Below are 23,819 nucleotides of genomic sequence, written 5' to 3'. Positions count from 1 at the left end.
TCATGAATATTTCACGGTTCTTTATTATACGTCCAGTCGCAACCACGCTGCTGATGCTCGCATTACTGTTTAGCGGTCTGCTGGCTTGGCGAATGCTTCCAGTTTCTGCTTTACCGCAAGTCGATTATCCGATTATTCAGGTGTATACCTTTCAGCCTGGCGCAAATCCAGATACGGTACAGCGAACGATTACCGCACCACTTGAACGTGAAATGGGGAAAATTGCTGGCTTAAAGCAAATGTCATCCAACAGTTCGGTGGGGGCATCAGTGATTACCTTGCAGTTTGATCTCAGTGCTGAATTGGGTGTGGTAGAGCAAGAAGTTCAGTCTTCATTAAGCACTGCAAGCAGTAAATTACCCAATGATTTACCTACACCGCCGATTTACCGTAAAGTAAATCCTGCTGATGTACCCGTCATCACCCTCGCAATTAGCTCAGAAACATTACCTTTAACCACTGTGTATGACATGGTGGATACTCGAGTTGCGCAAAAACTATCGCAACTGACTGGTGTTGGTATGGTGAGCCTTGCAGGTGGACAACGACCAGCAATCCGTGTGCAAATGAATCCGGCTGCACTGGCAAGTTATAAAATGAGTGCGGAAGATGTTCGCTCTGCGATTAATTCTGCCAATGCGAATCAACCGAAAGGCAGTTTTGATGGGCCATTTCGTACCACAATGTTGGATGCCAATGATCAGATTCGCTCAATTGCTGATTATGAAACTTTAATTCTCCGTTGGAATAATGGCGCACCCATTCGCCTCAAAGATGTTGCAACTGTCATTGAGGGCAGTGAAGATCGTTATATGGCAGCTTGGGCAGACAATCAATCAGCCATTTTGGTCAATGTACAACGTCAACCCAATGCCAATGTCATTCAGGTTGCCGATCAAATTAAACAAGTTTTACCTGAGCTGCAGCAGAATCTCCCTGACAATGTCAAAATTCGTATTTTGACCGATCGAACTGAGAGTATTCGCAGTTCGATTCATGATGTGCAAAAAGAATTGGTTTTTGCAGTGTGTCTCGTGGTGATGGTGACGTTCTTATTTTTAAGAAATCTTTCTGCCACGATTATTCCAAGTATTGCTATACCGCTGTCGATTATCGGTACATTTGTTTTGATGCACTTTTTAGGCTTTTCAGTGAATAACTTAACGCTGATGGCGCTGACCATTGCTACAGGTTTTGTGGTTGATGATGCCATTGTGATGTTGGAAAACATTGCTCGACATCGAGAGTCAGGCGAAAGCTTATTGCAAGCGGCCTTAAAAGGTTCACGAGAAATTGGTTTTACCCTGATTTCACTTACCGTATCGTTAATTGCCGTGCTCATTCCTTTGCTGTTTATGGGCGATGTCGTGGGGCGTTTGTTCCATGAATTTGCGGTGACTTTAGCGGCTGCAATTGCATTATCCCTGGTCGTTTCACTCACCCTAACCCCAATGATGTGTGCGTATTTGCTGAAAAATACGCAGCATGCGCCATCACGTAGCCGATGGAGCTTGGATTGGGTCATTCAGCAATATGGCAAAGGCTTAGAATGGGTATTTAAGCATCAAACATTCACTTTAGCGGTGATGCTGAGTACGGTTATTTTGGCAGGTGTCATGTATTGGATGATTCCCAAAGGCTTTTTTCCTATACAAGACAGTGGTGTGATTCAAGTAGTAACAGAAGCGCCTGATGATATTTCGTTTCAAGCCATGAGTGAACGTCAGCAAGCTTTGGCGCAGCAAATTTTAAAAGACCCTGCGGTAGAAAGTTTGTCCTCATTTATTGGTATTGATGCCAATAATCCAAAGCTCAGCAATGGCCGGATTCTCATTAATCTGAAACCTTATGCTGAACGTGATGGTGCATCACAAGTCATGACTCGTTTACGAGGAAAATTTGATCAGGTCAAAGGCATTCAAGGCTGGATGCAGCCTGTGCAAGAGTTGAGTATTGAAGACAAAATTAGCCGAACGCAATATCAACTGAGTCTTACTGCAACGCGCAGTGCAGATTTAGAGCAATGGACACCCGTTTTGGTAGATGCTTTACGCGAACAAGCTGAATTTGCTGATGTCACCAGTGATGGTGGCGGATTAGGCTTGCAGGCATTTATTGATGTCAATCGTGATGCAGCGGCACGTTTAGATTTAAGTATTGAAGATATCAGTTTGGCTTTGCAAAACTTGTTTGCACAGCGGCAAATTGCCACTTTATACACGCAGTCGAATCAATACCGCATCGTGTTAGAACTTGCGCCAGATTCAACACAAGGTTTTGATGCTCTGGCCCAAACGTATATTCATAACAGCAATGGCGAACCGATTCTACTGAGTTCAGTGGCAACCATTGTGCAAAAGCGTGTACCGATCCTCTTGCAGCAACAATCACAATTCCCAGCCAGCGGCGTGTCATTTAATTTGGCAGAGGGTGTGGCATTGGGTGATGCAATTAAGGTGATCCATCGGGTTGAACGGCAACTCAATTTGCCGATGGATGTAAAAGTGAAACTACAGGGTGCTGCGGCAGCGTATGAAAATTCGAAACAGCATACATTCTGGTTAGTGATTGCGGCGATTGTCACCATGTATATCGTATTAGGCATTTTATACGAAAGCTTTATTCATCCGATTACCATTCTTTCCACATTACCTTCTGCGGCAATCGGGGCTTTACTTGCGTTGTTTATGGTGAACCGACCATTAGACATGATTGCTTTGATTGGCATTATCTTGCTGATTGGTTTGGTGAAGAAAAACGGCATCATGATGGTGGACTTTGCGTTGGCTGCTCAGCGTAATGAAGGTCTATCGCCGCAACAAGCCATTTATCAAGCAGCTTTAATGCGTTTCCGCCCTATTTTAATGACCACTTTAGCGGCATTGGTGGGAGCAATTCCATTGATGTTGGCATCGGGTGCAGGGGCAGAGCTTAGACAACCGCTTGGGATTGTCATGGTAGGTGGATTGTTGTTAAGTCAAATTCTGACACTCTTTACTACGCCTGTGGTTTACTTACTTTTTGATCGATTACAACAATCTTTTAGTCAAGCAGATTCAAACCGACTTGGTACAAATACAGCCGCTCTAGGTGATACGGGGAGAGAGTCTTGAAATTACTCTCAGCCTTTATTCATCGACCAGTGGCAAGTGTCTTAATTGCCATTGCTATTGTTTTATTAGGGATTTTAGCATATTTACGCTTACCCGTTGCAGCCTTACCCCAAGCAGATATACCTACCATTGTGGTACGGGCAAGTTTACCAGGTGCAAGTCCTGAAAGTATGTCTGCTACTGTGGCAACACCACTGGAACGTGCCATGATGGGTGTGTCTGGGGTGAAAGCCATTAACTCATCAAGCAGTCAAAGTTCAGCGCAAGTGGTTTTGAATTTTGACTTGGCAACGGACATTAATGAAGCTGCAAGAGAAGTACAGGCGGCCATCAACGCTGCCATGTCGCAGTTGCCTTCAGGTATGCCAAGCCCACCTGAATATTTTAAAGTCAATCCGAGCCAAAGTCCTATTTTTTACTTGGCATTGAGTTCACAGCATTTATCTGCAGGTAAATTGTATGAAATTGCCAGTGATTTGCTACAACCCAATTTGGCACAGGTCAGTGGCGTTGGTGAAGTCTCGATTGATGGTGCTTCTATGCCTGCGGTGCGGATTACTTTAAATCCGAATGCACTGATTTCACAGGGTGTTTCTTTAGAGCAAGTTCGTGAAGCGATTGTGAAAAGCAACCGCACACAAGCACTGGGTGTGGTTGAAACTGATCAATTACGCTGGCAAGTGGCGCTTTCGAGTAATTTAAAAACAGCTGAAGATTTTGCCAATCTTCCAGTTTATAAAAATGCTCAAACGATTGTACGGTTAAAAGATGTTGCAGAAGTTCAAAATTCAGTAGAAAACCGCTATGTCAGCGGTTTTCATAATGGTCAACCTGCGGTCATTATTAAAATCAGCCGGCAACCGAATGCCAATACCGTTGCAACCATTGAGAAAATCAAAGAAAGACTGCCTGAATTACAACTCATGATTCCAGAGGATGCTCAGCTTACAACCGTGATGGATGGTTCGAAAATTATTCGGGCCGGTTTGGATGAAGCGCGAGATACCTTATTGCTTTCAATCCTCTTGGTGGTGGTTGTTGTCGCGTTGATGCTGGGGCGAGTACAAAGTGCCGTAGTGCCTGCGGTTGCCTTAATTGTTGTATTGATTGGTGCAAGCAGTTTGGTGTATTTGGCAGGATTCTCACTCAATAACTTGTCCATTATGGCGGTAATTGTTGCCATCGGACTGGTAGTTGATGATGCCATTGTGGTGCTTGAAAATATTGAACGTCATATTGAGCAAGGTGAGCAACCTGTTCAGGCGGCATTAAAAGGCATTCAGGAAGTGGGGACAACATTAATTGCCATGAATTTGGCGTTGGTGGTGATCTTTATTTCTATCTTGTTTATGGGCGGGGTGATTGAACGTCTATTTAGAGAATTCTCATTAACATTGGTGTTTATTGTTATTTTATCTGTGGTGATTTCCCTAATATTAACGCCAAGTTTATCTGCACGTTGTCTAAAGCCATTAGTCAGTTATCAACATCAAGCATTGTACCAATATAGTCATCGGTGGATGCAAAAGTTGAATCAGGGTTATTTAACATCTTTAAAATGGATGCTTAAACATAGCTACCTGGCAATTTTGTTATGGATTGGGGCAATTGCTGGTTCTGCTTATGTTTATCAGACTTTGCCTAAACGTGTATTGCCTGAGCAAGATACAGGGCAAGCTGATGCGTTTATTCGTGGGGATGATGGGTTCTCATTTCAGATTATGCAGCCCAAAATTGCAGCTTTTAGTGAAAGTCTACTCAAAGATCCTGCTGTGCAAAATGTTGTGGGAACTTCAGGTGGCTCTGGTGGGACAACCAACTCATTTTTGATGGTAAGTTTAAAACCTAAATCCGAACGTGATGGTCAAAGTGCTCATGAAGTCGTAGAGCGTTTGAAACAAAATGCGCCATGGCAGGCAGGGGCAATTTTTTCAGCAAGAGTCAAGCAGGAGCTTGAGCTTGATGACCCGTTTGGTGGCAGTGGGCAAGACTACATGTTGCTTCTGCAATCTGACAACGTGGCGTTATTACGTGAGTGGGTACCCAAAGTAGCGTTGGCAATGCAAAAACTCCCTCAACTTGCAGAAGTTGAGTCGATGGGGGATGAAGGCGCGCAGCATGTGACTTTGGATATTGACCGTGAGGCGGCGCAACGTTTAGGGGTAAATATAGACAGCATTGCCAGTGTGCTAAATAACTCTTTTTCACAGCGTCAAATTTCAACCATTTATGATCAAACGCAACAGTTTCATGTGGTGATGGAAGTCGATAAGCGCTTTACCGAGCAACCTGAGGCTTTGGCGGATATTCGTGTACCGAACCAGCAGGGTGAGTCAGTTCCACTGAGTAATTTTGCCACATGGTCTTATGGCATCACCAATGATCGGGTTTATCGCCGTAACCAATACGCTGCGATGGGTATTGGCTATGTGGTCAAACCAGAATATACCAATGAACAAGCCGATGCTGCGATTCGCTCAATTTTACCTGAAGTGATGTTGCCGAACGAAATCTTTATGACCAGCGATAAAGAAGCTGAAGCGCAAAGTATGCAAAGTGGTTTAAGTACGCCTGTACTGGTTTTAGTGGTGATTTTACTGATTTATATCGTATTGGGCGTGACTTATGAAAGCGTGGTACATCCATTTACCATTCTATCCACCATACCCGCAGTCGCCTTAGGGGCTTTACTGACACTTTGGACATGTGGCTTTCACTTTAGCTTGATTGCCTTATTGGGAATGTTCTTGCTCATTGGCGTGGTTGTGAAAAATGCCATTCTGCTTATTGATTTTACTTTGATGGAAAGGCGGGCAGGAAAATCAGCCTATCAAGCAGTCGTGTCCGCTGCGGAACTTCGATTTAGGCCAATCTTAATGACCAATACCGCAGCACTATTAGGCGCTGTCCCTTTGGCACTGAGTTGGGGCGAAGGTGCTGAATTACGTCAACCTTTGGGTGTTGTGATCGTCGGTGGATTGGCGCTTGGACAATTACTCACCTTATATACCACGCCTGTGCTGTATTTGGTTTTAGAAAAATGCGCTGTTTTTTTTAGAAAAATTGAAAAATGTGCATGCAATTGATTTAGGTAAATAGGAAATATGATGCAGAGTTTAATGTATAAAAATGTGATGAGCCTAAGTTGCATACTCATTTTAACTGCGTGCAGTTCGCATGCAGTACGGCAGCCACCTGAATATAAAATTCCGATTGTACAAGCAGATGATCAATACAAATATTCAGATTTAAACTGGACACCAACCTCAACCATTCAAATTCCTGCTGGGCAATGGTGGGATATTTACCAAGATCCTGTTTTAAGCCACTTGATGCAGCAATTGAATCAAGAAAATTTAACCTTAAAACAAGCGGAAGCACGTTATCAGCAAGCACAAGCATTGCTTGAGATACAGCGTGCCAATCGTCTACCTAATATCACTGCAAATGGTGCTGCAAAACGTAATGGTGCCAAAAATACCTCAGCAAGTAGCCAATTTGAGTTGGGTGTGCAAGCCAGTTGGGTACCAGATGTCTGGGGGCGAGTGGCGAAAGCCATCGAAGGGCAACAAGCCAATCTAGAAGCCAATCAAGCTGATTTAGATGCCGTTAAATTAAATCAGCAACTTTTAGCCACAGATGCTTATTGGAATATTCGTGTACTGGATGCACAGTCTAATGTGCTAGAACAAACGCAAAAAAGTTATGTGCGTTCGGTTCAAATTTTAAAGAATCAATACAATGCTGGCATGATTGCTCGTGCAGATGTCATACAAGCAGAAACTCAATTAAAGCAAGTACAAATCCAACTGATAGAAACAACTCGAGATCGCAATTTACAAGAAAATATTCTAGCAGTTTTGCAAGGTAAAAGTGTTGCTCAGTTTCAATTGGCTAAACAAAAACAGGCATTAACAGTGCCACACCTGCCTACACAGCTTCCGAGTCGATTATTAGTACAACGTCCTGATGTGATTCGTGCAGAACGTGAACTGGCTGTAACGCATGCTGAATTGGGTTTAGCACAAACAGCATGGCTACCTAATGTCACGATTGGTTTAAATGGAAGCTTAAATAGTCAAATTTTTGGGCATTTGTTCCAATCACCACAATACTTATGGTCTACAGGTTTACAAGCCGCAGCCATTATTTTTGATGGTGGTAAAAGAGAAGCAGAAATTGCACAGGCACAAGCTCATTATGCAGAAAAATTAGCAGCTTATAAACAATCCATATTAACGGGTTGGAAAGATGTCGAAGATGCTTTGTTAGAAGCATCAAGTTTTAAACAGCAACAAAGTGAACAAACTAGATTATTTGAGTTGGCAACTGAAAATGAAAAAGTGGCAATGCGACGCTATAACGCAGGTTTAGTGAGCTATTTAGAGGTGATCTCAGCACAAAATCTAAGATTACAGGCTGAACAAGCAACTTTGCAATTAAAGCAGTTTCAGTTAAATAATACGGCACAATTGATTGCAGCTTTGGGAGGAAGAGTTTACTTAAGATAGGCTTTGTTGCGCAAACCTATATATCTAAAGGAATATTTCACAATATAATTCTTAAATAAAGAAGCTTGCACCTAAAAGTTATCGTACAACGAAGTAATCGTTTTTTAAACGAACCTTAATCAATCTAGGGAAAGATTTTAATTTGGTTTGATCTTGTTGCGTAATGGTATGTACAGCTTAAAGGTAAACAAGGCCACGATCAAACTTACTCAGATACGCATCTGTAAATCATTTTAAGTGATTTTAATTTAAGAAAATTAACAATGCTTCTGTCTTTAAAGGCAGAGATTATATCAATTATATTTTTTACAAAAGCTAGCCCAATCGGTCATTAATGATTTACGTTTTTCGAGATAAGCCCCACTTAAATAGGCTGCCTCAACTTCATTTAGTAATTTATGCGCAAGTACATGTTCACAAACTTCACGAGGATAATTCGTTTTTATCTGCTGACCAGTCACGGAATGTAGAACGGAAACTGTGCGTTGTAATCATTCGATTTTGTGTAGGATCAATATAGCCTAAGCTATTTTCTTTAAACTTCTGTTCATGCATGCGTTTGATCAAGGTGGTTAAGGACATATCTGAAAGCATTTCACCACTGCTGGGAGCAGGGAAAATGAAGTCTTGAGGTTGAGTATATTCTTGAATTGATTCAAGCAAACTAATGGTTTGTTCGGATAGGGGAACGCGGTGTTCTTTTTCTGCTTTCATCCTTTCTTTAGGAATGATCCAAACTTTATTCTTAAAATCGATTTCTTGCCATGTAGCCCCAAAGACCTCGCCAGAACGATAGGCTGTTGAAATAGCAAATTCTAAAGCTTTTAGGTGAAATTCCGTTTTTTGTCTTAGATGCTGGATAACCCCAGCCACTGTTAATTACAAGAGCTTTTTTTATGGCTTATTTTTCCTAAATCACTCAGTTTTAAAATGCATCATAAAAAGCTGGTGTAATTAAATATCGATCATTAAAAAAGTTCTGCGAGTGGAACAGATGAAGAAAAAATAAATGATTGGTTTTATGCTCTAGAAAATACGTGAGTTTAATGAATTTTTATCTAATCATGGGCTTAGTGTATTGAACTTGGTTGCACGTAGCTATGATCTACTATTTCAAAAAAAATTCAATTGTATTTTATTTGATCAAATGTGTTGAAGTGTCAGTATGACTTGGCAAGCATAAAAACAATGCTATATTGAAATCACAGTAGGTCATAACAAAAGACGCTACTACTAAGTTGGACGGATCAATGACAGCTCGTTGAGTTTCGTAATATTTTAAATGAAAATTTAGAGTATTGCAGACAAGAAATCAGCACTAGCCTTCCAACACAGAGCCCGCAGAAATGTGGGCTTTTTTATGTTTCAAATCATTAAAATATTGTTTTTTTGTCAAACAATTAAAAACTGTTTTAACTATCTTATTGATATATATTTACATATGTAAAAAAAGTTTACATTGCCAAGAAATCTAACATTTACAAAGTAAGCAGTTTGCCCAAGATGTGCTATAAAAACTGCAATTATTAAAACAAGTAGAGAAATTGTTATGTCTCAAATGATTGATATTAAAGTGAAGGACCAATTTAGTCAGGTCTACAATGCACAAGCTCTTGTTCGCAATCCTGCTGAAGAAGATTCAAGAGCACTATTTCATCGCATTGAACATATTGTGGTAGAGGGTGAAATTATTCTACCTAGTATTGAATTATTATTTGAAAGTCAAAAATCCGACAGCATCTACAAGCTGCTAGAAGCATAATCAAACTCATTTAAATAAAAAAACTCACTTTTGGTGAGTTTTTTTATTTTGTTTAGCTTAAAGCATAGAGCTTAAGCTGCATGCTCATCTTTAAATTGATTCAAAATATAAGATAACAATTGATAGCGCGTCATAGGATTGCTTGTGGCAAGTTCGACATCTTGTTTTTGAACGTGAATTTCTTTGGTTAAAATTCCAGATTGATAACGTGATACCACCATACGATCAGCTGAAACGGGGTCATCAGTTAACATGAGTTTAGGACCAAGATGGATGCGCCCAATCGCTTCTAAACACAATTCTAAACTGTTATATAAATTAAATAGAATTAATGCTTGTTCATTAGAATAATTTGCTAAATTCATTTTTTATTATCCAAGAGGTAAAAGGTTTTACATGGATATAGTATATGAGTATGCGTAAAAAATTATGTATGGAGTATTTATCCATTAATGTATAAGAATAGAAGAATTGATAAGCTTTTGAGTCTTATCAACTCTTTATGGTGTTTGGTTCAAAAATAGCAAAAATTTAAAGTGAATTTAGCGTTAGATTTACATCATAACGTGCAAACTCAGCGATAATGAATTTTAAAACCTGCTGCGATTGTGGGGCAGCTGCAGGAAAAAGCACTTCTTGATTGGTCTGGCTGTTAAAGCATTCGACCACTTCAATCTGCCAAATATTCTCGTCTTCAGTATTACGAATAATCACTCGGCGAGGCTGTAGTTCATCACTGATATGTCGCGGCATCACATTGGTAATGGCCAATTGAATATCTGGCATTTCCTCAGGGCTACTCAGAAAGGTAAACACCCAATTACCCACTTTACTCAGCTGAGTAGGATGATCAAAAGGATCAAAAGCTAGACTAAATTCTTGTGACATGTGAATGCTCAAGTCTATAAATTAACTTAATTTTTGCGATATTTTGCCATTAGAAAATATTAGGTTAAGGTCGTATAAAACTAAATTTTAATTTTATTGATACGGTTTTAAACATCCTAACTATTTGAATTATTTTGAAAATAATTAATTTTCTTGGTCTATAAACTCACTCCATTAAGTTGTTTTTTGAATGAGAAGTGAGGAAAACCGTCTAAGTTAAGCAGGAACTTGAAGATTGTTTAGACTGTAATTAATTTGTTGTAAGGCTTGCTGTAATCGTGCAGGTTGAATATTGGATTCATTGAGCAAGGTAATCCACTGCATCTGACATGCTTTGAGCTGAGAAATGTCATCACTTAGCTGAATTTTCTCAATGAGTTTTTTTGCCATTAAACCGCAATAGCGTTGTAAATAACTACACATAAAATTTTGTAATTCTTCAAAATCTTGATGAATAAAGGTAATCTTCAAAGATGATTCAGTATGTTTATCGGCTTCAATAATGTGATTTGCTTGCACTTCAATTGATTGTGTTTGTAAGCAATTTTGCAATGTTGCAAAGTGTTTAGGCTGGCTTAGATCTGTTATTTCAGGTGCAGGGATATCTTTTATAGTTGGAATAACTAGTTCAACTGGAGGCGAGCTTAGTTCATTTGTAATTTCCCTTTGCAGATGTTCAGTGTATTCACCAATGTATTGAATGAGTTGCATATCCACCAATTGCTTTAAAAGCGTTGGTTCGGCAATACGTTGCTGATGCTGAATTTGCATCTGATTAAAATCATCACTCCCAATCAATAACAGAAGTCGGCGTTGCCGTGCATTTAAAGCAAGCTGACGATCTTTTAAGACTTGAAAACCAAGCTCCGTTTTTTGGTAATTGAACATGCCTTAATTCCAAAGCTAAAGAAAGAATTAAGGCAAGCCTATTGAGTGAAAATGACAGTAATATGAAGAAAATATTAAATAATCAAAGATTTATAAAGTTGTAATTGCCGAATTCTCTAAAGCTTTGCGCAAGTATGGATCTAAATCTTCTTGGCGCATCAGCCATTGCACATAATCAGCAGGAAGTTCTGCAATGGCAGTACCACGGTGTTTGCCAAAATTTATTGTACGTGGAATGCGGGCATCTTCAGATGCCTCATACAATTCTTCAATGCTATTAATTTTTAAATGGTGCACGATATGCATCAAGATATTGGCAGTCAAAATAATGTCCATATCCGCACGATGTGCTTTACGGATCATTTCACGGGCTTTTTCACTACCTTTGGTAATCATATAAATAAGAGCAGAAATATTATGTGCTTCTGCATCTGGCCAAACTAAACGAGCAAGGGCAAGCGTACAAATCGCTTTGATAGGCGTGCTATCAACACCACATTTCTCTAGGGCGCGAATATCATAATCAATATTGTGACCAATAATATAAGTCGTTTCGCTCGGGAGTTTAAAAGTGCTGTAGTGTGGTTGACCTTCCAAATCTGATTCTAAAATATGATGGACTGCCATTGCTGCAAAAGAAATAGCTTCATCACAGCTATACAATTGGTCAAATATTTTTGATTTATCTAAGGTTATTTTAGCATTCGACACCTGAATGGGAGCATAGGCAATCTCGATGGGCTGGCCATTTAATGTATGGGTTTCTGTGTCGAGAATAATGGCTTGCATGTCCAGTTCCGCAATGTTGAATGTATAAAATAAATGTACATGATCAGGCACAGGCTGACAAACCAATGCATACACTATTTTGAATTAAATGATGCGCTTGCTTGTACAATGTTTAAATAATCATCTTTTAAAGCTTCTATTGAAATTAAACCCTTATATAACTGAAGGAAGCTCATCTTCTTGATCTACGAATTTGCGGGCTGTGTGCTCATCACGATATTCAAAAATTGAACAGGGCATACGGTCTTACTTTAAGACGATACATCGACATTGTTTAATCACAATCTTATGTTCCATAAAGCTTTGCTATAACAACCTTAAAAATACACTTTGATTTGCACTTGATTGCTTCAGTTCGCGAATTCGTTCACTGTCTGAATGATGGAGGTTTTTGAGTAATAGTTTTGTTGATGGGGATGTGCAGAAGGCATAGTTTGTAGATAACTTTGCTAAAGGAGATGTGCTCTTTTAAACTGCGAAAAAATAGCCCAATAAGAAGCTTAAAATGAAGAGAATAATTGCTTCCCACATAACTTATTTATTTTGTTAGAAAATGTAATTTTATAATTTAAAAAATTAATTAAATCAGAATCTTATGGGAATGAAATTAATGGATTTTTTAGCTAATGACCAATGGTCATAATTAAGCTTGAACAGTTTGAAATTCCATGCAATTAATTTGAAGTCGGACTTGAAAACAACAATAGAAGGAATAAGGGATGAATGCACTTAAAATTACCGTTTTACTGACAGGTAGTCTCTTTGTTGCAGCATGTGGAAGTGACAACGATAAAAATGAAGCAGGCTACCAAACTAACCCAGACATTAACCAAATTAGAAATCCCGTTGTAACTACAACTGCGTATAGCAAAGATGACATGCCTGCCGTCAGTGCAGACAGTCAATTATTGACCTACAAAATGTTGGGTGTGGACGGCAAGATCGTACAAGCAACAACATTGGTCTTTACACCAAAAACTGCACCACCTGCAGGAGGATGGAAAACCGTTGTATGGGCACATGGAACGACAGGTGTAGCTGATATTTGTGCACCGAGCCAACAAGGGCTGCAAGGTACTGAATACTTGTTACAAATGCTCTTGGCACAAGGCTATGTTGTGGTTGCACCTGACTATGAGGGCTTAGGTGAACCGGGTGGCAAAGAAAACCATCCATATTTAAACCTCAAAAGTGAAGCTTTCTCAATTACCGATGCTATCGTTGCAGCAAATAAATACCTGACCAGTCAAGGTAAATCAGTTTCAAAAGACTGGGTTTCAATAGGACATTCACAAGGTGGGCAAGCAGTGTTGGGCGCAGCTCAGTATGCTGCACGTGCCAATATGAATTATAAGGGGACCATCGCCATTGCACCTGCGAATAATTTGGCTTTGATTTTAGCAGCAGGTGAGAAAGTCGCGGAAGGAAAACCAGCCAATGTTCAAGCCGCAATTTATTCATCATTAGATAGTTTTACAGCCCAAATTGTTGCAGGTACGCAAGGGCATAAAAATAGTGTGGATTATTCCAAAGTCTTCACAGGACATTTGGCTGCGTTAGCACCAAAAGCTGAAACAGTATGTTCAGGAACATTAACGAATTTAATAGCAACCGATATGATGACTTATGCGGCAGCAAATAATAATAGTTTAGCTAACTATGGACGGACTCAATCAGATTTTTTAAATCTAGAACAAATTAAAATTTTTATGACGACAGGGTCAGAACCCCTCACGACTACAGTGAAAACCCCAATCATTATTTATCAAGGAGCGTTAGACCAAACTGTGCCCGCTGATGCAACCAAGTTTATGATTAGTAATATAAAGGAGGGCACACAAATTGATTATCGTGAACAACCTACAGCTACACATATCAGTATTTATACAGATAATTTGACGAATTTTGTTAAAGATGTGCAGACTCTTATGCCAGCTAATTAAACATCTCAATAAAGCCTAATTTATCTAATTAGGCTTTATTTTTCGCGATATCAATTTCTAATAACTTGCGTTTCCCACCCATTATATTGTGCATTTTCTTGTTTTGCTAACTCAAATAGTTCCAATGTAGATTCATCGATAGACAATTGATCCACATGACCTTTTCTCGAAATTACAAGTTTATATGGATGACTATCTTTTTCTTCTATGGTCATTTGCTGAACTACAGTAAAACCAAGGTCTTTAACTTTATTAATAAAATTACTACGTTCATTCAGCGACTTAAAATAAATCCAATGATCTATTTGACGTGCAATTTCAAGACTATCACCATGTCTTTGCAGGTTTTCAAGGACTTTAGTATTAGACATCTTTTGTAAATTCACTTCATTGGGGTATAGGTTTGTAAAATATGTGCTCCAATCGCTATCATTTTTTTTACCAAAACTGTAGTGATAATCAGGGAACGCCTGCATGGCAGACTGAATAGCTTGATCTACGTTAACATGTGGTGCAGCGTAGAAGAAAAACCGCCTTTTTGTATCATGAGTTATACGGCCAACAAAAACGATCAACTTGTTTTTATTTATGGCTGGAATTAGGGTATCTTCTAAATTTATCAGTTGATCATATTCCTCGTTGGAGGATAGCCCATCTGCTCTAGAATGATTCATTTGGAGTTCAATCCAAATTAAATTAGAAAACGGCTGGATTGGAGCTTTTTGTGCTAAAGCTAAATTCAGAAAGTAACTGGCTGGCATTCCATCGATTTCATCTAAATAAAAATCCCAGTTTTCTTGGATATCAAAATATTGTATGTCTGCTGGAGCAGAAATTGAATGATGTGGTAAATCTATAAATTTATTGTCTATTTCCATTAACTCCATTCCTGTATTTATTGATTTACTCACTAAAGATTAGCAGTAAATATGAATAATAATTGCTTGTAATAAAATAAATATCAAACTGTGGAAAACACAAACTTTCTGTTATAATACGCGCCAATCTTAGCACGGCTTAAAAGCCCTAATTTCATAGGACCTCGCTAATGTTTGCCAACACATCTATTGCTGAATTTGATCCAGAAATCGCGAAAGCAATTTCTCAAGAAGATGCCCGCCAAGAAGCGCACATCGAACTCATTGCTTCTGAAAACTACTGCTCACCTGCAGTAATGGAAGCGCAAGGATCAAAACTTACAAATAAATATGCGGAAGGCTACCCAGGCAAACGCTATTACGGCGGCTGCGAATATGTAGACGTTATTGAACAATTGGCGATTGACCGTGCTAAAGAATTGTTTGGTGCAGACTACGCTAACGTTCAACCACATGCGGGTTCACAAGCAAACTCTGCTGTTTACTTAGCGCTTCTTAACCCGGGCGATACAGTACTAGGCATGAGCTTGGCACACGGTGGTCACTTGACTCACGGTGCAAAAGTGAGCTTCTCTGGTAAAACTTACAACGCAATTCAATACGGTTTGAACCCAGAAACTGGCGAAATCGACTATGAAGAAGTTGAACGTTTAGCTGTAGAACACAAACCACGCATGATCGTTGCTGGTTTCTCTGCTTATAGCCAAGTTGTAGATTGGCAGCGTTTCCGTGACATCGCGGACAAAGTTGGCGCTTACCTATTTGTAGATATGGCACACGTTGCTGGTCTAGTTGCAGCTGGTGTTTACCCAAGCCCAGTTCAAATTGCTGACGTAACAACAACGACTACGCATAAAACACTTCGTGGTCCACGTTCAGGTTTAATCCTTGCGAAAGCAAACGAAGAAATTGAGAAAAAATTACAATCAGCTGTATTCCCAGGCAACCAAGGTGGTCCTTTGGTTCACGCTGTAGCTGCTAAAGCAATTTGCTTTAAAGAAGCAATGGCTCCTGAATACAAAACTTACCAACAACAAGTGGTTAAGAACGCTAAAGCAATGGCTGAAGTTCTGATTGCTCGTGGTTATGACGTAGTGTCTGGTGGTACTGAAAACCACTTGTTCCTATTGTCTTTAATCAAACAAGGCGATATCACTGGTAAAGAAGCTGATGCATGGTTGGGTGCTGCGCACATTACTGTGAACAAAAACTCTGTACCAAACGATCCACGTTCACCATTTGTGACTTCTGGTATCCGTATCGGTACTCCTGCAGTAACGACTCGTGGTTTCGGCGAAGCTGAAGTGCGTGACCTTGCTGGTTGGATCGCTGATATCCTAGATTCTAAAGGCGACGAAGCAGTGATTGAAGCTGTTAAAGCGAAAGTAGAGGTTGTTTGCGCTAAATTCCCTGTTTACGCAAAATAATCTAACTTGAGAAAAGCCCCCTCAAGGGGGCTTTTTTTATTGCTGAATAAAAGTAAGGCGTTATCTAATTTTTTATATTTCTGATATAAAAGAATGAGTGATAACAACAAGATCTTCCCATCATTAGCGTTTTGATGCATAAGCAAAAAGGAATTGGATAGATGAATAAACCGAGTATTATTGTTTCAGAACAAGATCTCCATCGCTTAGAAACCATGTTGGAGCATCAATCAAAATTAACGCCAACAATGGAACACCTAGAGGATGAGCTTGCTCGTGCTGAAGTAGTCGCACCACAAGACGTACCTACTAATGTGGTCAGCATGAATGCAAAGGTTTTAATAACGATTGCTCCTTCGACAGAAGCTACGGAAATTACTTTGGTTTATCCGCACGACTTTCGTGGTGATAAGGGACAAGTCAATGTATTGGCACCTGTTGGTGCAGCAATATTGGGATTGTCCGAAGGTCAAGAAATAGAGTGGCCACAACCAGATGGTCATGTCATGAAGGTCAAAATCATTAAAGTTCTCTATCAACCAGAGCGTGAAGGGGATTACCTCTAGTTCTGTAAGTCGCATCGGCTATTTATGATTGAGTTATAAAGCCATCTTTAAAAGATGGCTTTATTTTTTTGGCAATCTATAGATGATTTCTCACTAAGAAAAAAAGCGAAAAACATTAGCATTTATAGTATGAAAAACTGTCAATGATTTGACAGAGTCAAAGCTCTTGTATGGGCACACTGTATTTCAACAACTGAATACGTTGCATTTAATATTTGAAATATAAGGTAGATACCCATGACACAACAACAAACGAGCAGCTATAACCCTGATTATGAATATCAACATATTGAAGTGAAACCTGTGACAGGTCGCATTGGTGCAGAAGTTTCAGGCATACACTTGTCAGGAAACTTAGCGCCAGACATTATCCACGAATTTAATCATGCATTATTAAAATACAAAGTGGTGTTTGTACGCGGACAGCAAGATATTACAGATTTAGAGCAAGAAGCATTTGCCCGCCTTTTAGGTAATCCTCTGAATCATCCAAGTGTGCCACTTAAAGATGGTACAGCACATACCTTATCGATTGACTCTCGCGGTGGTTGTGCTGACTCATGGCATACTGACATTACCTTTTTGCCGAACTATCCCAAAGCGACCATTTTAAGAAATGTTGTTGCACCGTCTAAGGGAGGAGATACTGTTTGGGCAAATACCACAGCAGCCTATCAAGATTTGAGTCCTGAACTACAAAAATTGGCAGAGCAATTGCGTGCTGTGCATAGCAATAATTATGACTATGTGAAACCCAAAGGGCAGTATAACGAAGAAGGTCGAACTTTATTTCGTACTGCAGTTGAAATAGAAACAGAGCATCCTTTGGTACGCGTACACCCTGAAACAGGTGAAAAAACATTGGTTTTAGGGCACTTCTTTAAACGCTTCTCAGGCTATAGCCCAACACAGTCACGTCGTCTATTTGAATTATTTCAAGAGAAAATCACCCAGTGGGAAAATGTAGTTCGCTGGCGCTGGGCAGTTGGGGATGTTGCAATTTGGGATAACCGTGCGACACAGCACCGTGCAATCAATGACTATGGTGATGAGCTACGTGTAGCAACACGTGTCACCATCGAAGGAGATATTCCCGTCGATGTAAATGGTCAACCTAGTACGGTGCTGAAAAATGTGATCAATCAAGATATTTCTAACTTGCGTTCAGAGGAAGGTCGTATTTATGAAAAAGCTTCATAATGCCGACATGTTTATTTTAAGTCAGCATAAAAGCGCATAAATAAAGTTGAAAATATTGTTTTAGCTTTTATATCAGCAAGCCTAATATCCTAATGATATTAGGCTTTTTTTTGTTGAATAACGTGGTCGAGATTAAAAATACAAGCAAACAAAAACTGCTACAGATCTTACAGAAAGAGGATGCCTTTCAAGGGCTCAGTGAGCAGGCACTACAACGATTAATGCACCATGCACAATTTAGTCGCTACCATGCACATCAACATATTTTGAAGCAACAGCAAGTGATACCGGATCTGTACGTCTTGTTAGTCGGAACGCTACAAGTCGGCTGGTTACAAACTAATGGTGAATTAATCGTCAATGATTTCATCTCCACGCAATCGGTCTTTAACCTTGTGGCACTACTGCAAAATCAACCGCTGAATTATGATTATTTTGCTGCATCACCTGTGGAAGTGGCAATCATATCAGGGCAAGTCTACTTAGAAGAGTTACAGTGTGAACGACAGGCGTTATGGCAGGTCATACAATTATTAAGTCGTAGAATGTATGTGATGTTTGAACAAAACCGTTATGTGCGTACAGCGAGTTTAAGTCAAAGGATTGCCAGACATTTAATTCGATTATATGAACAATATGGTTCGCAAGCGCAGATACCATTAAAATTAAGCCAGCAAGAGTTTGCAGAACTGTTTAACGTATCAAGGCAAACGCTTAATAAGCACGTACAGCAACTTGTGCAAGCGCAGATTATAGCGTGGAATTATAGTCAGATTTATATACTGGACTTAAACGGTTTAAAGCAGTTGAGCGATCTGAATTAATCAAAGGAAAATAGAGAAGAGGTTCATAAATCAAAAGCCATCTTGAAAGATGGCTTAATGCAGTATTTTAATGTTTACTGAGTTTATCTAAATAGCCCATCATAAATGCAGATAACACGAAAGTCAGATGCATAATGATATACCACATGATTTTATCATTCGGAATGTTCTTGGCATCCATGAATATACGTAGTAAATGAATTGAAGAAATCGCGACAATGGACGCAGCAACTTTAAGTTTTAATGAATTTGCATCCATAGTTCCCAACCAATTTAGGCGATTGGAGGATTCATTAATTTTTAACTGGGAAACGAAATTTTCATAGCCTGAAAACATCACCATCACGATTAATCCACCGACCATCGTCATATCAACGAGCGACAGAATCACTAAGATGAGGTCTGCTTCTGAATATTCTAAAATATGTGGAAGGACATGAATGACTTCTTGAAAAAATTTAATCGCCAATAAAAGTAGCGCAAAAGATAAGCCAAAATAGACAGGTGCTAAAATCCAGCGCGCTGCATACATTGTATTATGGAAAAAACGTTCCATTCGTCCCTCAAAAATTGTCATTATTGGAGGTGATCATAAAATATTCTGAAGTGAATGTACGCTATTTTTTATCATATTTTTTTCATAGTCAGTGGTTTAGTTAAAATCAACCATATATACGCTGTATCTTAAGTTTCTACTCATGTTGCATCAGCATACTGTCTGCAACCCATTTTGATGGATTATGCTTTGATTGATCAAAGTGAGTGGGCATTCTTTTTGATACTTATTCGTAGCAGAATGAAATTGCTTATTTTTTGCAAAATACTACAAGACTTTTATGGCAAAACTTGTAGTATAAAAATGATTTTATTGAGTTTAATCAGCTATGTCGCAAATTGATGTATTGGTACCTTTAAAAGATATTACGGTTGATCGTGCAGACGTGCTTTCAATTAAGCGTAATGATCTTGTGCCTTTACTCACCGATCAATATCGTTTGAATCATTATGCAGATCAATTGATTCAGGCGCAGTCGGTTCTTTTAGATGGTGTCGATCCTAAATTGACGCAGCAGTTGAGTCAAACCATTGAACAGTTAATTCAATCTTTAGCTGCATCCAAAAAATATCTAAAAGCGCGTAAATTTAATGCGCTGCAAAAATGGCTGGGTATTGATTTGGAATATGGTTCAGGGCAGGTTGAATATTATAAAAATCTTGATCGACTATTGGATAGAGCAAATCATTTAAGCCAAAAATTACAATTAGAAATTCAAAAATCCCAAGCGCGTTTTAATCAGCTGCAAGGTTTACGCGAGCAGATGGCACGCTATATTGTAGCGGCGGAAGAGTTTTTAGTTGAATATCCGCAATTTGTACGGAATCAGCATCCACTGGATAACTTTGCAGAGCGATTATCGAAGAAGGTCAATACATTACAAACGCTACAAGCCAGTAATGATATTGCAATTACACAAATGCAGCTGTCACAGCAGTTGTCTTTTAGTTTATTGGACCGTTTTAAAGAAGCTCAGCAGGTGCTGATACCTGCTTGGCAATATCATGTGAAACAAAGTCGTCAAAGCAACTCGACAAGTTCATTGGAAAAGCTGGATAATAGTCGAGAAAATTTGATTAAAACTTTAAAAAAATCATTAGAGAACTCCTCTAAGTCTTAGAAATATAAGGTGTGTTATGACCGATTTTGATGCCAAAAATTTACCCATTGAAGCAACGACAGAATTGACTGAACAAAAGTTTCAGCAGCTTAATTTGCAAGAAATTGGCTTACAAGCTTCCGACTTTAATGAAGTGATTGCTGCACGTAAGGAATTGGCCGATCTAAGTCATAATAGCGTCGCTGAGTATGGTAAAAACATTGCGACCAAAACCTCGACCTATACCGATGAATTATTAAATTTGGTGCAAAATAAAGACCTAGATGCCACTGGACAAAAGCTGAATCAAGTTGTTCAAGTTGCACAGCAGTTGAATACCAATAGTATTCTAAACAAGTCTAAAAGCTCAGGTTTCTTTGGCAGTTTATTGAGTAAATTTAAAGGCGCGAAACAAAGTTTTGATCAGCACTTTAATAGTACCAAAGAGCAAATTGACAGCCTAGTGAAAGAAATTGAGACTTCACAAAATGGCCTGAAAGCGCGTGTAAATACCTTGGATAAAATGTTCGAAGGTGTGCAGGATGAATATAAGCAGCTCGGTGTATATATTGCAGCGGGTAAACTCAAAGAGCAGGACATTCAACAGGAAATTGCAACTTTAACAGCGCAAGAGCAAGATCAGGCAACCACGCAGAAAGTTTATGACCTCAATCATTTGGCTAATAATCTAGAGAAACGCGTTAGCGATTTACAGATTTTACAACAGTCTGCGATGCAAACCTTGCCAATGATTCGCATTATTCAATCCAACAATTTGATGTTGGTTGATAAATTTTATGCGATTAAAAACATCACATTACCCGCGTGGAAAAATCAAATTAGTTTGGCTATTTCATTGCAGGAACAAAAGAACAGTGTGCAATTGGCCAATAGCATTGATGATGCGACCAATGAGTTACTAAAGCGAAATGCAGATCTATTACATCAAAACTCTGTGGATACCGCGAAAGCCAACCAACGTTCAGTGATTGATATTGAAACCCTTGAACATGTTCAAAATACCCTCATTAAAACTGTTAATGATGTCATCCAAATTCAGAAAGAAGGTGTGCAAAAACGTGAAGAAGCAACGACACGTATTCGTGCTCTACAAAATAATTTGAATCATTTGGTGATCGAGTCTAGTAGCAATCCTTCTTCATAATGTATGAGGGAGGCGTTTATTTCTAAAGGAGAACATATTTGCCTCCAATTGATGAATATGCGCTAAAACCGCAACAAATCGAATCTGGGTTAAAAACCATTAAACAGCGGCAACGCAATTTGATGCTCATGTCCTTTGTGAGCATTTCTGTGCTGATTGTTTCTGCTGTAGCCTTATTCATTCAGCAAGATTTGGTGTATAGCTTTTTTGGGTTGAGTCCAACGGTGCAGCAGTTGAATATTCCTGTGAGTGCAGCTGAGTTGTCGAACCACTTGGGTCAACAGACTGATTATTTTGTAAATTTTCTGTCCTTCATCGGCTGGTTATTTCTTAAATTAGTCGTGTCTTTCATAGGCGCATTCTTTTTGGTGGGCTTCCTGAAGAAATTTCAATTTTTTAGGATTCGCTTTCAATCCTTTGTGCTGAAATTTGTAGGTTGGATTTTATCGTTTATGGCGCTCTGGTCTGGTTTGACTTATCTGCAATACAATTTAAAAGATGATGATCAAGCAGCCTACCAAAAGCTGGTTCACTATGAGCAAAATGTCCAAGACAGCCGTTTGGCAAATGAATTACAAGATTTAGATGTTGCTGAACCCGTAAAAGCGTATCTCTATGCACAAGCTGCTTTACTGCATAAGCCTGTAGATCGTGCAACAGCGATTCCGTATGTGCAAAGTTTGATGAATACTGAACGAAATCATCCTGTGGAATTTCGTGAGTATGGTTTCAAACCAGAACAGCTATGGACGATGCAAAATCAATTGTTTGATAAAACCATGACACCGATGGCGCAAAGTGTTGAAAAACAAGTTCAACAGGCCAATGTGATCGAGGTGATTGTTCGCTGGATTTTGATTGCTGTGATTGCTTTAACTTTGGTTTTAAGTTTGTTGTTATATCTGCTTGCTCAACAATTCAAATCGCGTATTGTGCGCATAGAGCAAGGCATGGGGCATCCATAATTTAGCCAACGATTTACATCCTAAAATTTTCTCATTTCATTCTAAATGGCTTTTACTGATATTTATTTGCAGTAAAAGCCTTTTTCGTTTTGAGTTTGATTCGCTTAAATTCATTCTGTTTGCATTGACTTCAGAAAATCTAGATCCTTCTTTTCTTTCTTAGCATTGAAAATTAAACCGTGATTTGGGCTTCCTATACAGCGATGGGATTAAAGCCCAGTTTCATTTTCTATCTATTTCAGTGAATGAATATTGGCTGAAATACCGAGCTTAATCGGCCTTATAAATGTGAAATAAAAACTATGGATTTAATGTTTATAAGTACTTATGTGGCATGGTTCGCTTAACTATTTTTAATGAAAACTATATTATTTGAATGAAAGATTATGTATTCTTCTGATTTAGAAAGATATTTTAATTATTGATTAGTAAAACCGATTGTTTTTATAAAAACAAACCGTTTCACCTATGTGATGGTTTGTCCTATCATTCTCTCATCGAATAAATTTACTCCTTTGGAGACGTTAGCAATGTTAGACCAAAATACTTCAGCTCAACTCAAAACACTTCTTGAACGCCTTGAAGGTCCGATTGAAATCGTGGCAACTTTGAACGGTACGGATAAATCAGACAAAATTAAAGAATTGGTGACTGAAGTTGCTGCACTTTCAAACTTAGTGACAGCGCGCTTTGACGGTACAAATAGCCGTGCGCCAAGCTTCGGGATTGCAAAAGCGGGTGAAGCACCACGTGTATTCTTCGCAGGTCTGCCTATGGGCCACGAATTCACATCACTGATTTTGGCATTGTTACAAACGTCTGGTTATGCACCAAAAGTGTCTGATGAAGTATTGGCTTCGATTAAAGGCTTAGGCATTCAATCTAACTTTGATGTGTTCGTATCATTAAGCTGCCATAACTGTCCTGACGTGGTTCAAGCATTGAACCTGATCGCTATCAACAATCCGGGTACGACAGCAACCATGATTGATGGTGCATTCTTCCAAGACGAAGTTGAAGAACGCAAAATCATGGCTGTACCCATGGTGTTCCAAGATGGCGAACATATCGGTCAAGGTCGTATGACGTTGGAAGAAATCATTGCCAAATTGGATACTAACTCTACGGCAAAAGATGCTGAAAAGTTAAATGCCAAAGATGCCTTTGATGTACTGGTGATTGGTGGTGGCCCTGCAGGGAATACCTCTGCAATCTATGCAGCACGTAAAGGCATTAAAACGGGTA

At 39.1% G+C, this 23,819-nt stretch carries 19 protein-coding genes and 1 pseudogene; 13 read left to right on the top strand and 7 right to left on the bottom strand.

Going from position 1 to position 23,819, the window contains the following annotated elements; genetic code table 11:
• Window positions 1-2: 2 nt before the first annotated feature.
• Genes B9T33_RS14010 through B9T33_RS14000 form a run of 3 tightly spaced genes read left to right on the top strand, consistent with a single transcriptional unit; the run spans window position 3 to window position 7,624 of the window.
• Entirely contained in the window at window positions 3-3,113 is a 3,111-nt protein-coding gene (locus B9T33_RS14010; protein ID WP_086179517.1) for a multidrug efflux RND transporter permease subunit, read from the top strand.
• Window positions 3,110-6,199: an efflux RND transporter permease subunit gene (locus B9T33_RS14005; protein ID WP_086179516.1), complete on the top strand. Its 3,090-nt coding sequence runs from the start codon at window positions 3,110-3,112 to the stop codon at window positions 6,197-6,199. Before B9T33_RS14010 ends, B9T33_RS14005 begins: the two co-directional genes overlap by 4 nt.
• 21 nt (window positions 6,200-6,220) lie before the next feature.
• A complete protein-coding gene (locus B9T33_RS14000) occupies window positions 6,221-7,624 on the top strand; it encodes an efflux transporter outer membrane subunit (protein ID WP_086179515.1) in 1,404 nt (467 codons plus the stop codon).
• 293 nt (window positions 7,625-7,917) lie between these two features.
• Here B9T33_RS14000 and B9T33_RS13995 read toward each other — a convergent pair.
• A pseudogene (locus B9T33_RS13995) lies at window positions 7,918-8,497 on the bottom strand (tyrosine-type recombinase/integrase); the annotation flags it as partial.
• A gap of 676 nt (window positions 8,498-9,173) precedes the next feature.
• Here B9T33_RS13995 and B9T33_RS13990 point away from each other — a divergent pair.
• Window positions 9,174-9,386 carry a hypothetical protein gene (locus B9T33_RS13990; protein ID WP_086179514.1) on the top strand — a complete coding sequence of 71 codons (213 nt, stop codon included), beginning with the start codon at window positions 9,174-9,176 and terminating at the stop codon, window positions 9,384-9,386.
• 71 nt (window positions 9,387-9,457) lie between these two features.
• On the opposite strand, the gene B9T33_RS13985 is transcribed toward B9T33_RS13990, so the two are convergent.
• From B9T33_RS13985 to B9T33_RS13970, 4 genes are all read right to left on the bottom strand, one after another.
• Entirely contained in the window at window positions 9,458-9,751 is a 294-nt protein-coding gene (locus B9T33_RS13985; RefSeq protein ID WP_086179513.1) for a hypothetical protein, read from the bottom strand.
• Window positions 9,752-9,917: 166 nt separating this feature from the next.
• Window positions 9,918-10,274, bottom strand: coding sequence for a hypothetical protein (locus B9T33_RS13980; protein ID WP_086179512.1), 357 nt, complete (start codon window positions 10,272-10,274; stop codon window positions 9,918-9,920).
• Window positions 10,275-10,490: 216 nt separating this feature from the next.
• Window positions 10,491-11,162: a hypothetical protein gene (locus tag B9T33_RS13975; RefSeq protein ID WP_086179511.1), complete on the bottom strand. Its 672-nt coding sequence runs from the start codon at window positions 11,160-11,162 to the stop codon at window positions 10,491-10,493.
• Between the two features lie 90 nt (window positions 11,163-11,252).
• Window positions 11,253-11,951 carry an exonuclease domain-containing protein gene (locus B9T33_RS13970; protein WP_086179573.1) on the bottom strand — a complete coding sequence of 233 codons (699 nt, stop codon included), beginning with the start codon at window positions 11,949-11,951 and terminating at the stop codon, window positions 11,253-11,255.
• A gap of 719 nt (window positions 11,952-12,670) precedes the next feature.
• Between B9T33_RS13970 and B9T33_RS13965 the strand changes: the two genes are divergently transcribed.
• Complete coding sequence (locus B9T33_RS13965; RefSeq protein WP_086179510.1) at window positions 12,671-13,894, top strand: alpha/beta hydrolase; 1,224 nt, start codon at window positions 12,671-12,673, stop codon at window positions 13,892-13,894.
• A gap of 50 nt (window positions 13,895-13,944) precedes the next feature.
• Here the strand turns inward: B9T33_RS13965 and B9T33_RS13960 are convergent, their stop codons facing one another.
• Entirely contained in the window at window positions 13,945-14,772 is an 828-nt protein-coding gene (locus B9T33_RS13960) for a DUF695 domain-containing protein (protein WP_086179509.1), read from the bottom strand.
• Window positions 14,773-14,942: 170 nt separating this feature from the next.
• Between B9T33_RS13960 and glyA the strand changes: the two genes are divergently transcribed.
• The 4 genes from glyA to B9T33_RS13940 all read left to right on the top strand — a co-directional run bounded on the left by glyA (window position 14,943) and on the right by B9T33_RS13940 (window position 18,789).
• Window positions 14,943-16,199, top strand: a complete 1,257-nt coding sequence (gene glyA, locus B9T33_RS13955) for a serine hydroxymethyltransferase (RefSeq protein ID WP_086179508.1) — start codon at window positions 14,943-14,945, stop codon at window positions 16,197-16,199.
• 161 nt (window positions 16,200-16,360) lie between these two features.
• Window positions 16,361-16,765 carry a nucleoside diphosphate kinase regulator gene (gene rnk / locus B9T33_RS13950; protein ID WP_086179507.1) on the top strand — a complete coding sequence of 135 codons (405 nt, stop codon included), beginning with the start codon at window positions 16,361-16,363 and terminating at the stop codon, window positions 16,763-16,765.
• A 237-nt stretch (window positions 16,766-17,002) separates the two neighbouring features.
• Window positions 17,003-17,965, top strand: a complete 963-nt coding sequence (locus tag B9T33_RS13945) for a TauD/TfdA dioxygenase family protein (protein ID WP_086179506.1) — start codon at window positions 17,003-17,005, stop codon at window positions 17,963-17,965.
• Window positions 17,966-18,087: 122 nt separating this feature from the next.
• Entirely contained in the window at window positions 18,088-18,789 is a 702-nt protein-coding gene (locus tag B9T33_RS13940) for a Crp/Fnr family transcriptional regulator (protein WP_228145842.1), read from the top strand.
• A gap of 67 nt (window positions 18,790-18,856) precedes the next feature.
• On the opposite strand, the gene B9T33_RS13935 is transcribed toward B9T33_RS13940, so the two are convergent.
• Complete coding sequence (locus tag B9T33_RS13935) at window positions 18,857-19,345, bottom strand: TIGR00645 family protein (RefSeq protein WP_086179504.1); 489 nt, start codon at window positions 19,343-19,345, stop codon at window positions 18,857-18,859.
• Window positions 19,346-19,673: 328 nt separating this feature from the next.
• Here B9T33_RS13935 and B9T33_RS13930 point away from each other — a divergent pair, with 328 nt between their 5' ends.
• From B9T33_RS13930 to B9T33_RS13915, 4 genes are all read left to right on the top strand, one after another.
• Window positions 19,674-20,465 (top strand): tellurium resistance protein, encoded by a 792-nt coding sequence (locus B9T33_RS13930; RefSeq protein WP_086179503.1) that lies wholly within the window; start codon window positions 19,674-19,676, stop codon window positions 20,463-20,465.
• Between the two features lie 16 nt (window positions 20,466-20,481).
• Window positions 20,482-21,609, top strand: coding sequence for a toxic anion resistance protein (locus B9T33_RS13925; RefSeq protein ID WP_086179502.1), 1,128 nt, complete (start codon window positions 20,482-20,484; stop codon window positions 21,607-21,609).
• Between the two features lie 38 nt (window positions 21,610-21,647).
• Entirely contained in the window at window positions 21,648-22,574 is a 927-nt protein-coding gene (locus B9T33_RS13920; RefSeq protein ID WP_086179501.1) for a hypothetical protein, read from the top strand.
• A gap of 530 nt (window positions 22,575-23,104) precedes the next feature.
• A partial coding sequence (locus tag B9T33_RS13915; protein ID WP_171263646.1) for a thioredoxin family protein occupies window positions 23,105-23,819 on the top strand: 715 nt, incomplete at its 3' end.

This window comes from Acinetobacter sp. ANC 5054 (assembly GCF_002135295.1).
GTDB lineage: Bacteria > Pseudomonadota > Gammaproteobacteria > Pseudomonadales > Moraxellaceae > Acinetobacter.
The sequence above is the reverse complement of the archived record's forward strand: the minus strand, read 5'-3'. Positions and strand labels throughout refer to the sequence as shown.